This is a genomic window from Ectobacillus panaciterrae DSM 19096 (assembly GCF_000430785.1).
Classification (GTDB): Bacteria; Bacillota; Bacilli; order Bacillales; family Bacillaceae_G; genus Ectobacillus; species Ectobacillus panaciterrae.
The window spans coordinates 1-13426 of the sequence record NZ_AUMR01000099.1 but is presented as its reverse complement, the minus strand read 5'-3'; the positions used below and the strand labels follow the sequence as shown (position 1 = coordinate 13426).

At 37.2% G+C, this 13426-nt stretch carries 10 protein-coding genes and 3 pseudogenes; 3 read left to right on the top strand and 10 right to left on the bottom strand.

Translation table 11 applies throughout. From position 1 onward, the window contains the following. Nucleotides 1-330 precede the first annotated feature (330 nt). Complete coding sequence (locus H540_RS0118965; protein WP_028401972.1) at nt 331-1143, bottom strand: LysR family transcriptional regulator; 813 nt, start codon at nt 1141-1143, stop codon at nt 331-333. Between the two features lie 179 nt (nt 1144-1322). On the opposite strand from H540_RS0118965, the gene H540_RS0118960 reads away from it, so the two are divergent. Continuing rightward, nucleotides 1323-2555 (top strand): cysteine desulfurase, encoded by a 1233-nt coding sequence (locus tag H540_RS0118960; protein WP_028401971.1) that lies wholly within the window; start codon nt 1323-1325, stop codon nt 2553-2555. A 218-nt stretch (nt 2556-2773) separates the two neighbouring features. On the opposite strand, the gene trhO is transcribed toward H540_RS0118960, so the two are convergent. From trhO to H540_RS0118940, 4 genes and pseudogenes are all read right to left on the bottom strand, one after another. After that, complete coding sequence (gene trhO, locus H540_RS0118955) at nt 2774-3754, bottom strand: oxygen-dependent tRNA uridine(34) hydroxylase TrhO (RefSeq protein ID WP_028401970.1); 981 nt, start codon at nt 3752-3754, stop codon at nt 2774-2776. A gap of 47 nt (nt 3755-3801) precedes the next feature. Next, nucleotides 3802-4183, bottom strand: a pseudogene (locus H540_RS30270) (SCO family protein); the annotation flags it as partial. 26 nt (nt 4184-4209) lie between these two features. After that, nucleotides 4210-4885 (bottom strand): annotated as a pseudogene (locus H540_RS30265) (LrgB family protein). A gap of 4 nt (nt 4886-4889) precedes the next feature. Next, nucleotides 4890-5270 carry a CidA/LrgA family holin-like protein gene (locus H540_RS0118940; RefSeq protein WP_028401969.1) on the bottom strand — a complete coding sequence of 127 codons (381 nt, stop codon included), beginning with the start codon at nt 5268-5270 and terminating at the stop codon, nt 4890-4892. 577 nt (nt 5271-5847) lie between these two features. Between H540_RS0118940 and H540_RS0118935 the strand changes: the two genes are divergently transcribed. Next, nucleotides 5848-6867: a GH25 family lysozyme gene (locus tag H540_RS0118935; RefSeq protein ID WP_028401968.1), complete on the top strand. Its 1020-nt coding sequence runs from the start codon at nt 5848-5850 to the stop codon at nt 6865-6867. A gap of 69 nt (nt 6868-6936) precedes the next feature. Here H540_RS0118935 and H540_RS0118930 read toward each other — a convergent pair whose 3' ends face one another. Continuing rightward, nucleotides 6937-7533, bottom strand: a complete 597-nt coding sequence (locus H540_RS0118930; protein ID WP_051317191.1) for a hypothetical protein — start codon at nt 7531-7533, stop codon at nt 6937-6939. 93 nt (nt 7534-7626) lie between these two features. Beyond that, nucleotides 7627-7851, bottom strand: a complete 225-nt coding sequence (locus H540_RS33390; protein WP_028401966.1) for a hypothetical protein — start codon at nt 7849-7851, stop codon at nt 7627-7629. A gap of 1184 nt (nt 7852-9035) precedes the next feature. On the opposite strand from H540_RS33390, the gene H540_RS0118920 reads away from it, so the two are divergent. Then, nucleotides 9036-10109, top strand: coding sequence for a PrsW family glutamic-type intramembrane protease (locus H540_RS0118920; RefSeq protein WP_028401965.1), 1074 nt, complete (start codon nt 9036-9038; stop codon nt 10107-10109). A 221-nt stretch (nt 10110-10330) separates the two neighbouring features. Here H540_RS0118920 and H540_RS0118915 read toward each other — a convergent pair whose 3' ends face one another. The 3 genes and pseudogenes from H540_RS0118915 to H540_RS30260 form a co-directional block, all read right to left on the bottom strand. Further along, a complete protein-coding gene (locus H540_RS0118915) occupies nt 10331-11209 on the bottom strand; it encodes a sigma-70 family RNA polymerase sigma factor (RefSeq protein ID WP_028401964.1) in 879 nt (292 codons plus the stop codon). A 17-nt stretch (nt 11210-11226) separates the two neighbouring features. Beyond that, on the bottom strand, nt 11227-12510 hold the full coding sequence (locus tag H540_RS0118910; RefSeq protein ID WP_028401963.1) for a phytoene desaturase family protein: 1284 nt from the start codon (nt 12508-12510) through the stop codon (nt 11227-11229). Between the two features lie 602 nt (nt 12511-13112). Further along, nucleotides 13113-13426, bottom strand: a pseudogene (locus H540_RS30260) (aminotransferase class I/II-fold pyridoxal phosphate-dependent enzyme); the annotation flags it as partial.

Genomic DNA, 13426 nt, shown 5'->3' with positions numbered 1-13426 from the left:
TATTTGTTATGGACATTTTTACATCTTGGTAGCTAAATGAATAAAAAATAAATGGTTTACATACAAAATAGGACTTATTACTCGCTTAGGTTGATGGCGATGTGGCGCTACCCCATATAGAAGTGGCTGTTTCATACGGGCACACATCCTTTTTAGATTGATAACATCAGTATGTCCAAGCTTCCTAGATTTTTTCAAAGAACATAATTAATTTGTGTTCTAAATAATTGAACGGAATTTCACTATCCACTGCTCCCTTACCCAGTGAAACAAAATAAAAATACTATCTTTCCGAATACGGGGAAAATTTCTAACGTGTTGCAAAGAAGTTTATGTTCTTAAATGATTCAAGAAAAACCAAACACTTTTAGACAGGCGCTCCGCAGGACGTGTCATGACATTCGCTACCACCAGATACGGCTCATACCTATTCCAAGAATGAAGCTTACCATAGGATATTTCCAAACTGGCAGCCGATTCTAATATAATTCCGTATCCCATTCCCTCCATGACAAATCGTTTGACGGCTTCTGTAGAATCAAGCCTTATAATATCCAAATCAAGTTCATCGCTTAATGGTGTTGGAATATCCTTTGGAATTAGAATGGTCCGGCTATTGAACGGAAATGAAGGCTGAATGCCAATCAGCCTGTCGTTGGAAAATTGAGTAACTCTTAAGGAAAAATGGTCATCGGGAGCTTTCATGGTCAGTCCTATGTCAATGCTCCCCATTCGAACTAATCTCTCAATCTCCTCGTCATCTCTCGTTTCCAAATCCACTGTGATATCTGAATATGATTGCATAAACGAGAGCATTAGTTTTGGCAATAAATAAGTTCCTACCACCGGTGAAGTGCCTACCACAATTCTGCCGCGATTCCCCAAGCGAAATTCCTCCATGGCCCTATATATTTGTCCTTCCAAAGAAAGAATAGACTCAGCATATTCCAAAAATGTAAGACCTGCGTCAGTTACTGAAATATTTCGCCCTACTATTGTAAACAACGAAACGCCTATCTCTTGTTCCAAACGCTTAAGCTGCATGGAAATGGCAGGCTGACTAACATGAAGATCCTTTGCAACTTGCGTAATGTTCCCTGTTTCAATCACTTGCTTAAATAAGGATAAATGCTTTGTATTCATAACAGCCTCCTAAACCATAACAAATATCTTATGATTGCATAACAATAATTATATTTGTATTATATCTTGATTCGTGCCATTATATAATCAACCTTTGAGATTATTTCTTGATTCCTCTTTGAAATTAGCAAACATGAAATAAAAAGATATTTTTTAAGCAATAGAAGGGAGATTTTCCAATGAATATTAAAGAAATAAGGGAACAATTCCCTATTCTAAATCAAGAAGTTAATGGATATCCTTTAGTTTATTTAGATAGTGCTGCCACATCCCAAAAGCCAATTGCGGTTATTGAAGCACTAGAAAATTATTATAAAAAGTACAACTCAAATGTACATCGCGGAGCGCATACTTTAGGTACATTGGCAACGGATGCCTTTGAGAATGCTAGAGAAAAAGTTAAAAAGTTCATCAATGCTAAAGAAGCTGCAGAAATTATATTTACTCGTGGCACGACATCCTCATTAAACATAGTTGCCCAAAGCTATGTCCGAGAATTTCTAAAAGAAGGTGACGAGATAGTAATTGCCTTGATTGAACATCATAGCAATCTCATTCCTTGGCAACAAGTAGCAAAAAGAACAGGAGCGACTCTTAAATATATTCCTCTACAAGCAGATGGAACGATTCTTCTTGAGGATGTGGAAAATGCCATAACAGCAAGAACAAAATTTGTATCCATAACTCATGTTTCCAATGTCATGGGCACCATTAATCCAGTAAAGCAAATTGCTGGGATCGCTCATCGTCATGGAGCTGTTATTTGTGTAGATGCGGCTCAGAGTGCTCCTCATCTACAATTGGATGTTCAAGATTTAGATTGTGATTTCCTCGCCATTTCCGGTCATAAAATGGCAGGTCCTACCGGCATTGGTGTTCTATATGGAAAGAGAGCGCTATTAGAAAAAATGAGCCCCTATGAATACGGCGGAGAAATGATTGATTTTGTAGATTTATATGATTCCACTTGGAAAGAATTGCCTTGGAAGCTTGAAGGAGGCACTCCGAATATCGCAGGGGCAATCGGATTAGCTGCGGCCATTGACTTTTTGGAGCAGGTCGGCTTAGATGCTATTCAGCGTCATGAGCATCAACTTGTGAAATATGCACTGGAAGAGATTTCTTCAATCGAAGGAATTACTATCTATGGACCAAAGCAACCCGAAAAAAGAAGCGGTCTCGTTACTTTTAATTTGGACGATGTGCATCCGCATGATGTGGCAACCGTTTTGGATACAGAAGGAATCGCTATTCGTGCAGGGCATCATTGCTGTCAACCTCTGATGAAGTGGCTGAATGTTTCTGCTACAGCACGTGCAAGCTTTTATCTTTACAATACTGAAGAGGACATTGATGCATTAGTCAATGGATTAAAAAGAACAAATAGTTATTTCAAGGGTATGCTAGTTTAGAGAAGAAAAGGCTGCAAAGCTTTTAAGAAGCGCTTTGCAGCCTTTTTATCTTTTATTTTGTTTCATAAAACCCAATGGTGCTTCCTTTGGAGCTCATCGTACGATAATAGTTGCGTCTATTTTCTTTTCAGAATTTATCCCATCTGCCCTCAGTGAGCCATTTTCATTGCTTGAGAGACGATAAATTCTCTTTTAGTGTGAGATATCTGCTGTTCTTTTTAGTCTTGAGACACGCTCTTTATCGTATTTTCTTCTATTTTTTCTAATCGCATAGCAACTTGATCTTCTGTTAAACCGTGTTCTTCCACATAACGATTCCGTGGGTGTACCCGGCATTCGTGCTTGCACCCGCGCAAATACTTATGTTCATTTTCTTCTGAGCATAAAATTTGTTTGTCGCACTCTGGGTTTGCACAGTTTACATAACGTTCGCACGGTTCACCTGTAAAATAATCTTTTCCAACGATGGTATGTTCTTTTTGATTAACAGGAACGCTAATCCGCTCATCAAATACATAACATTGCCCATCCCACAATTCTCCTAGAACCTCAGGGTCTTTTCCATAAGTCACAATTCCTCCGTGGAGTTGCCCTACATCTTCAAACCCTTCTCTAAGCAACCAACCTGAAAACTTTTCGCAGCGGATGCCGCCCGTACAATAAGTTAAAATCTTTTTCCCTTCGAACATATCTCTATTTTCATGTATCCATTGAGGCAACTCACGAAAAGCTTTGATATCTGGCTTTATAGCGCCCCTAAAGTGCCCTAGTTCATATTCATAGTCATTTCTGGCATCGACTACGATAGTATCTTGGTGCTGCATTGCTTCAAGGAAATCCTTTGGATTTAAATATTTTCCGGTTAATTCGTTTGGGTTAATATCTTCATTCAATCGAAGCGTAACAAGCTCTTTTTTAGGACGCACGTGCATTTTTTTGAAGGCATGTGCGTCCGCTTCATCCACTTTAAATACAATATTAGCGAAACGAGGATCTTTCTTCATAGCCTCCATGTACTTGTCCGTTTGTTCGACAGTACCAGAAACCGTTCCATTTATCCCTTCTTTGGCTACAAGAATTCTTCCTTTCAGTTCAAGACTCTTACAAAACTGCAAATGTTGGACCGCAAATTCTTCAGGATCTGCGATTGAAACGTACATGTAATACAATAATACTCTGTATGGTTTATTTTCTAACACTTTCTGTTCCACCTATCCATTTAGTTGTGCCAATGGCCAAAATGCTCTTATTGAATCCTTTTTATGTCTCTGATAATCTCTTCATAAGGAGTATCTTTAAGGCCTGAGTAACTTTTTACAACAGTCCCATTTTGATCTACCAGATAAAAACTTGTTCCATGCATGACTTGGTCTGAATTTCCCGGCTTATCGATAATGGTTTTAAATTTTCTCTTACCAAATTCTTCAATTTCTTTCTGTGTATAACCCGTAAGGAAGTGCCATTTGGATGCATCCATATCAAAACGCGACATAAATTCTTTCATTTTTGAAGGAGTATCTACTGTTGGATCCACACTAAATGATACAATTTCAACATTTTTTAATCCCTTCATCTTTTATCATCTTTTGGAGCCTCGGCATATTGGCTGTTATAGAAGAGCATACCGTAATGAATGGTCTACTGATTTATCTATTTAAAAAAATAGCCTTAATCCATAAGGCACTAATATGCTTATCAATAATCCGGTTACAATCATCGTCACTGATCCTATAGTCGCCTCTTCTTCGCTTTCTTTCAACATACGACTAACACCAATAATATGGGACGCACAGCCCATTCCAACTCCTCTTCCAATCTTGCTTTTTATATGGAAAATTTTTAGTATAGTTGGACCTAAAATAGCCCCGGTTATGCCAGCAACCACTACAAAACCAGCTGTCAATGAAGGAATACCGCCAATTTGTTGAGATAACGAAATAGCAATCGGCATGGTAGCCAATTGTGGTATAGAAGCTAATATAAGCTCCTTCTTCATTTGAAATATTGTAGCCACTGATACATTTACAATTATCAGTACTATTATCCCGGCTACTACTCCCTCCCATGAATATTGATGGAAAATTTCTAATTAAAATATTCCTTTGCTTAAACAATGGTACGGCTAAAGCGACAATTGCTGGATTGAGAAGCTCAGAAAGCCACTTCCCGCCATTCTCTTCATAGTGATCATGTGAGATTCCAAAAGCGAGAAGCAAACAAATCATAATAGCCGTAACCGTCAACACCGGTAAAGTAAAGGGAGAAGGAAGCTTATTATATACCTTTATTGCCAGTAAATATAAAATAATAGTTATGATAATCCAACCCATGTTTCTAATTCACCCTGTCGTTTCTGCTTTTTTTCTCCTTGCTCACAAACAATTGACTTACATATCCCGAAATAAGCAATGTCACTAAGGTACTTAAAATAACTATAAGAAACATTACACTTCCCTTACTTAATAGAAAGGAACCATACTCCATTAATCCTGTTGTAGACGGAATTAAAAATAAAGGCAGGAACGCTACTAATTTTTCTGCACTTAGTTCAAACCATTTTAATGGTAAAACACGAAAATAAATTAAGCTAAAAAGCATTAACATTCCTATTAAGCTTCCTGGAATAGATAAATTAAATGTCTTCTGAATCCATTCTCCCGTTGAACTAAATGCATATAAGCCTCCGACTTGAAGCAAAAATGCTATCCATTTCAACTAGAACACCTCCCGACATTTAATAAGTTTTACAAGGATACTTTTAACTTCATAAAGCAATGTTATATAAGCCCTATATTATGTTCCGATAATTTCATTTCGTTACTCCAGCATAACGCCTGGCCTAGTTAGCTCCATTGAACCAAAATAATACACCTAAAGGATTTAAAGAATATAGCCTTACTTCTTATAATAAAAACTATAGAAAAAAAAGAATCATCCAATTTCATAGTATTTTAACCATCCACTTCACAGACAAAAGATCATCCTCTCATTCTTAAAAATATTTGCATAAAATACCAATGAATGGCTCTATATTTGTAATCGCCTTTCCTGCACCAAATCTAAGTTTTAAATAAGACAAAAGAAGCCATCTCCTCTTATATATAGAGAAATAAAATTTTCATTTAGGGGGTACTTCAAAATCTTATCTTGATGGGCATGTGGTTTTATCCCGAATAGTAGAAATTTTATAGATGCCCTTAAACATTCATTAACAATTTAACCGATTGAGAATATAAAATAATATAACTTAATATCACATAAGATTAAATAAACGATTTAGGAGTGTTATATCATGTCATTTGGAATTGACGTCAGTCACTATGATGGGATAATTGATTGGAATCAAGTAAAGAATGATCCTAACCAAGTAAGCTTTATGTTTACAAAAGTAACAGAGGGTTCTGAGCAAGGTACCAATTTTGTCGATCCAACCTTTCAATACAATATAAATGGTGCTAATAATGTTGGCATACTTACAGGAGCTTACCACTTTTTTCGAGCAATCTCTGTTGATGATGCTAAACAAGAGGCTGCTTTCTTCATTCAAAATTTACAGAACGTAACATTAACTGCACCTGTATTTGTGGATGTAGAAGTCAATGATGGAAATTTAGATCCGGATACATTAACAGATGCTGTGAATGCATTTTTAACAGAATTAAAAAATGCAGGGTATACAAATAACGGAGTTTATAGCAATCTAGATTTCTTTGAAAATAGTCTAAATCCTTCACGTTTACAAAATACCTTATTGTGGATTGCACGTTATAATGAAAGAAGTGCAGGAATTGATTGTGATATTTGGCAATACACAAATAGTGGAAAAGTACAAGGGATTAATGGTAATGTCGATTGTAATATATCCTATATAGATTTGAATATTAGTAATAATAATGGAACTAGTAGCACCTATATAGGAATTGCTACAATCACAGGTGATAATGTGAATTTAAGGGATCAGCCTTCTACGAATGGCAATGTGATTCGTAACTTACATCATAATGAGTCCTATAAAATATTTGACGAACAAAATGGATGGTTAAACTTAGGGGGAAATCAATTTATTTATTACGATCCTAGTTATATTTGTTACTGTAACTATATAGGGATTGCTACTATTACAGGTGATAATGTGAATTTAAGGGATCAACCTTCTACGAATAGCAATGTGATTCGTGAATTACATCATAATGAATCTTATAAAGTATTTGACGAACAAAATGGATGGTTAAATTTAGGGGGAAACCAATTCATTTACTACGACCCTAGTTATATAGATTATGAATTACTTTCTACATGTTCCAATTGTTAAACAACGGACAAATTCCAAACAATATACGCTAAGTTTGTTAAAATCGCTAGCGATATACTAGCGATTTTTTCACGCAAATGTAGCGTGTAACATGAATAAAATAAAAAAAACGATTGCAATTTTAAAATGCCACTTCTTATCTTTCTTTTTATATCGTTTCAAACCCATAAACAGCAAAAGAAATAAAACAAAAATAGTTATGATCCCTGAAAGATAAGTGAAGTTCCACTCAACCCCCTTTAATATTGCCATATAACCATGTAATAAAACGATACCTGTAGATAGGATAGCAATTGGTACATGCCATTGTCTAACCAATTTTCCTATAAATTGCAATAGAGTTTTTAATTCAAATTTCCCCAATGCTATCTTTTTGAGAGGCTTCCATTTTAACAATAAAAAAATAGGGTATATTGATAAAGTAACAAAGAATCCAATTCGTGCAATAGAGCCTATTTCTCTAAAATTTCCTTTATAGGCACGAATATTCTCCGTTAGCCATTGTTCATAAAAATAGGAGATAAATGAAAAGCCTATTAACAATAGAGTAGCAACAATGTTAAGTGTAATCATAACTCTTTTTCGTTCTTTTGGATTTTTTATATACTGCGCTAAAAAAGATTCTTGTTTTATGACTGGTTTTGGTTTTTTTAGTGTATTATTCATCTTCTTCATCCTTCATTTTTTAGTTATATTCTTCCCAATTATACAAGGAGAGGTACAAGGTTATTGTGAACTTAGTGTAAATCAGCTAATAAATCATTTCAAAATAGATAATTGCCCTATTGCTCTTTTATTAATGGACACATATATTGGTTTGAGAAGTTTTAAAGAAAGGGGGAATAAGAATGGATAGACAATTTCAACCAATTTATTATCAGCAATATACCGGTTATGGTTATCATCATCCGCATTATCCACATCATCACCATTACCCACATTATCACCATTATCACCATTATCCACAGCATCATTATTATCCACATCATCAGTATTACCATCATGGATATTAGGGAAACTGTTAATACGTAAAAGATAAAACTATTAAATAGAGCGACTATCCTAAAGTTAGTCGCTTTTCGTTTTAACTATACATAATAACAACATTTCTATTGTGAAAAATTTGTCTTAACAAAAACTATAATTTTGAACACTTTAAGAATGTGGTGAGATATTCTTATTTCACAACAACCTTGAAAATGTGATTAACAAACAGGCCTCATTTCTTATGCATGAAGCCTGTTTGTCATGATTAAAGTATCCAGTGAAGTATAAAATTAAGAAATAAGCGAACAATTAAAATGCCGGGTTTGCGGTAACAAGTCGTCGGTTTAAACGATATTGTTCAAGAAAAGCGTAGACCCTATCCAGAGGAGCTACGCTTTTTTCTTTTTATTAGGGTTTGCTTAGTATGATACATACTGGTATCACACTAAGCAAATTTATACAAAAAATAAGCCGATATTTACCTTAAGATAGGGAGATACTGCCCATTAAGTTAAAACTTTCAGAGATTCTGGTACGAGAAGCTTATCAAACTTGGATACTTCCCATTAGAAGATACAGGTTGTACTTGTCAAAGTAAAAGAACGCTTGAGACTCAAACTTTGCGTACCGCCCCACATCCATCAAGTTAAGAAATTGGTTGTTCTCAAATTCAAAAGCACGTTATTCTTTTCTTATGCTACTAAGAAAGGATGACGTGCTTTTTTATGAATGATAAGCAAGAAGGTCTGGTGCAAACCTCGAATGCTGTCAAAATACATACAAAAATACGAGTGTATTTCCGAACGTTTAATTATATTGAAACATGAAGATTCGGAAAATCATACAGGATTCCGAATAATTATTTCATTTGACAGAGTAATATTCAGGTTACATTAATTATCAATTCTTTTTGCACCAGAACCTATTCACACGACATAATCCTCTTTGATCCCTAATTTTTTAGATACAATAAGTTGAGAAAATTAAAAACCAATGATTATTTATTGTATTTTCCCTCGATTTTACACATATTATCAAGGAATGGATGAAACTAAATTTATTTTCCTGTTTTTTAAAAGGAAGATTAAACATTTTTTAATTTTTGGTTATAAGGAATGCAATTTTAAAAATATTCACCCATTTTTTTGAAAAAATTTCGTGTACGAAGAGGTGGAAGATAAATGAAATGCCCGCACTGTGTCTATTCTAATCCGGAAGGGGTAAAATTCTGCTTAAACTGCGGCCATGAATTTTTTAGTCGTGACAACGCCCATCAGGAACAAAACAGCATGTTCTACGAGTTTGCACATTTTGTCGATATGGTTCCGAGGTACGAACGTTCAGTCGAACCTAAATTTCGAAATATATTCTCACGGGTATTCCGGAGGCATAGTAATCTTGAGGCTGAACGGCTTTTTATCGTAGGAACCGCGCTTACCACACCCAAAATCGAGGAAGTAAAGGAAACATGGCCGAAACCTTGGCTTTTTGCAAGAGTATTCCTCATTGCGCTCATCGCATACTTGGGATTGTACTTGGGTGTGAGCTTGTTTGGAAATATAAACTTTATCCCCGGGCTTATCGTAGTCGGTGCTTTTGCCGTTCCATTCACGACCCTGATTTTCTTTTGGGAAATGAACGCCCCTCAAAATGTTCCTATTTACAAAATCGTCTATGTGGTATTTATCGGAGGGATTCTCTCGATGCTAGTGGCGCTGGTGTTTTATGATATCCTTAGGCATAACATAAATCCAATCACGATTGGAATCGCTGAGGAACTGGCCAAAGTTATAACCGTTGTCTATTTCGTACGGACCCTTAAATACAGGTATGTCCTTAACGGGCTTCTGTTGGGGGCTGCAGTAGGGGTCGGCTTCGCGGCCTTTGAAACCGCTGGTTATGCATTAAGGTCACTCCTTTCCGGCAGCTTCCACACGCTTTATTCCACAATCCTGTGGCGCAGTATTTTCGCTCCCGGCGGACACGTCGCCTGGGCTGCTTTGACAGGAGCCGCAATCTGCATGGTACAAGGGGACAAGAAATTTGAGCTGAATATGATAATAAATCCCAAATTCGCCCGTACATTTGTGCTTGTCGTTTTGATGCATGCTCTATGGGACTCACCTTTACTAGACATTTTTCCAGTAGGACAAGTCATTCTGATGGTTGCATCATGGATTTTGGTATTCCGAATGATCCGTATCGGACTAAAGGAAATCGCGGATAAGAAGATGAAGTTGGCCTATGTTCATTAAGAGCCAACACCATCGTAAAAAACTACTCCAAAGCCCCCGTTTAAAGTGAACGAGGGCCTTTGATTTTTGGGGCAATTTTAACTGTTAAACTTCAATATTCTTCCAGGAAGATACCAAGTTACTTTAACAAGTATATACCTCGTTTCATAATCAAGCTTCTTTAGAGCGATTTTTTTATAGATTAGTAGACTAAGAGACTCGGTCTAGACAAGCAGGTTGTACTAATTTTTTGATACGCTCCTGTTTAAATGGACAAGCTTTTCCGGATTAGCCATCATATAAATGGATGCAATTCGGCTCTCCTTAAACTCAAAAGAAAGCACGTATGCAGCTTGTTCACCAATATATACAACAATGCCAGGCCCCCCGTTTACCGTTCTAAACTTGAAAGAAAATCCTTCAGGAAGCTTTGTTATTACACCTAAGAACAAACGTACAATGCGTTCGGCAGTGTAAATCGGTTTAAGCGCAGTTGTGACTTTTCCTCCGCCGTCTGACTTGAATACAGCATCGGCTCTTAAAGACTCTAACATATTACTAATGTCTCCTCGCTGCAGGGCTAGAGCAAATTGTTCTACGCAAGCAGTCATATTGGCGAGATCCAGCTTGGACATTTTAGGTTGGTCCACAATACTCTTCCTTGCTCGATGGAAAATTTGCCGGCAGTTCGTGCTGCTCTTATCAACAAGTGAGGCAATTTCATCGTAATCGTATTGGAACACCTCACGCAAAATGAACACAGCTCGCTCTACTTCAGATAACTGTTGCAAAAGCAGGAGATAAGCTGTTGAAATCGACTCCTTGATGATATAGGAACTGGAAGGATCACTGCATTCTTCGACAAGTGGTTCAGGCAGCCACATTCCAACGTATACATTGCGTTGTTGAGCTGCTGAACGCAGTTTATCAATGGTGCGATTCGTGACGATTTTACATAAATATGCTTTTACATTGTCAATGGATTCCGGATTTTCTAAATTATTAAATGTAAGAAAAGCATCGTGCACAATGTCTTCTGCATCCATGACACTCCCCAGCATGCGATAAGCTAAAGAAAACAGCAGAGGTTTATATGCTTGATACAGCTGTTCAATTTCCACACAAATTAGCCTCTCTTTCAATTTATGACTTTACTTGTCTTCAAAATATGCAGCGCAGCTCGTTTACCACTGGCAACTGCAGCATCAGCCAATAATTCATCATGCCCAGCCCAATCTCCTGCTACATATAATCCTTGAATTTGCGGAACAGCTGGGCCTGGTTTTTCAGTCCGTCCCATGTGCGGGAAATCATACACGACCGTTATTTTAGATAGATATTGTCGTTCCACCAATTCCTCTCGCCAACCAGGATGGAGTAGATCCATTGTATCTTCTAACTGGATTTTGTCAGCTTGTGGATCACTAGGCTGAAGGGTAGGATCATGATATTTTATCAAACTCACTACTATTGTTCCGTCCTCACTCAGCTTTGCCGCTCTTGACTGATTCGTGAAAAACAAGGGTTGATCCAGCCCTAATACGAATTGATGAATCGGATTAGGCAACTTTCTCAAACCGAGATCGAGACACGCAGCAGTGACCGGCAGTGCTTGCTCCTTCCATATATGCAAAGAAGTTTCTTCAGCCCGCTTAACAATCCGGCAGGCTTCCGTCGGTGGCGCCGTTACAATTGTTACGGAAACTTCGAATAATTCCCCATTAGAGCAACGTATTCTCAGGATGTGGCCGTTATGCTCAATTTCGATTACATTTTTGTTCTGGAGTAGTTCCACTCCAGCGTCTGATGCTTCTTTTCTCAGCTTTGCAATAATAGTTTCCCAACCGCCGTCTACATAGAGAACACTGTCTTTCATTGATCGCTGTATCTGTTTCAATATAGGACGTGCCAGCTGTAGTCTAGGAGCATATGTGTACGTCGTTGTTCTGCACAGTGCATAAAACAAGTGTCTTACCATCGGATCGCTTACCTCCTTCTCAGCCCATTCGCTCAAGCTGACAGCTGGTATTGCATTCAAATCAATCTTGCCGAGTTTTAACATTAAATTAGAGAAATTTATTTTACCCGGCCAGGAAAGCAATGATGATGATAAGATAGAACGAAAGTTAGTCGGTATTGTATACACATGATTTTTCCAAATTCCTTGAGCTTGTGTTGTAGGAATCGCCCCTTCAATTGTTACTCCAAGCTCATTGAAAATTGACATGGCTTCTCCCCCTCGATACAGGGCATGAGCCCCAAGGTTCATGCAGATACCATTCTTATTTGTTGTAATTGATCTCCCGCCAAAACGGTCCGATTTTTCTAGAATCGCAACCTTTTTACCTTTCCTGGCCAAATAGATTGATGCTGTCAATCCAGCAAGCCCTCCACCGATAATTGCTACATCAAATTTGTTCATTCAAATCCCCCCTTATTGTTCTACAAACAAGACGAATGAATGGGAAAATCTGTGACATTTACGATAGGATAAATACAAAAATGACGCCCAAGTTAGTGAAAGGGGGTGTGAAGGTATCCTCTTTTTGTTTACTAATTGCCAACCGGACAGGCTCGTTTGTTCACTTTTATGAATATACAGTAGTGAGACAAACTAAGGGGTATTATTATATATTATCAAAATCCTTTTTATCCGCCATTTTCGCCATGTCATCCATATCCGCAGCAAATTTGTTGTACAACAATCTATCCGACGTATCAACAACCAACTTATGTTCAACCTGCTTATAGCAATCAACCGAATCAACCGAATCAACCGACTCCATATGGGCGCAAATTCTAATTCGAGTTCATGAAGAGTAGAAGGTTAATAAAAAACCTTCTATTTTTTTGGATTCCGCTAACAAAACGTGAATTTTGTACGCTAAGCACAAAACAATAATCCAAAAAGCCGTCCTGATGGAGCTGTTGACAAATACCTGTTCCAAACAAAAAGAAGATGAAGCTCTACAAAATGTAGTGTTCATCTTCTTTTTTACTGACTATAAAATCCATGAATTGTAATTATTGAGCTGTTACTTTTTCAATATCTTTTACACCTTGATAGATTAGGTCAAACAATTCGTCGATGTTCTTTTCTTCAATACAAGAGAAGGCAACACGCAGGTCAGTTTCGCCAAGGGCAATTGCACCAACGCCATACTGATCAAGTAAATGAACGCGGAGTGTTTCGGCAGCAACAGTTTTTAGCTTCAGACACATAAAATATCCTGAGTTGAATGGATAATACTCCCATACATCATCATATTTTCCACTGTCCAGTAAATATTTTACACGGTTGGCACGTGCTTTCATAATGTTGAATTTCTCCTGTTTCT